The 262-nt window shown below is 62.6% G+C and carries 1 pseudogene; it reads left to right on the top strand.

The window, feature by feature from the left end:
* Positions 1 to 177 precede the first annotated feature (177 nt).
* Positions 178 to 262, top strand: a pseudogene (locus FQ668_RS27660) (recombination protein O N-terminal domain-containing protein); the annotation flags it as partial.

The raw sequence follows: 262 nt of genomic DNA on the forward strand, positions 1-262 counted from the left end.
CCTCTAAGCAATACTATTGGGGCCGCGGTGCGGCCCATCGCCGGCAAGCCGGCTCCCACCCCGATCGCATCGACTTCAAGCCATGCGCCGTACCTGTGGGAGCTGGCTTGCCGGCGATGGGCTGCAGAGCAGCCCCAATATGCAGTTTACCGAGCCACAGGGAGCCAGTGATCTTCCATGGAACAACCTGTCGGCCAGCCAGCCTACGTGCTGCACAGTCGTGCCTACAAGGAAACCAGCGCGCTGGTGGACTTCTTCACCC

Origin of the sequence: Pseudomonas sp. Kh14, from assembly GCF_900291005.1 — a bacterium.
Classification (GTDB): Bacteria; Pseudomonadota; Gammaproteobacteria; order Pseudomonadales; family Pseudomonadaceae; genus Aquipseudomonas; species Aquipseudomonas alloputida.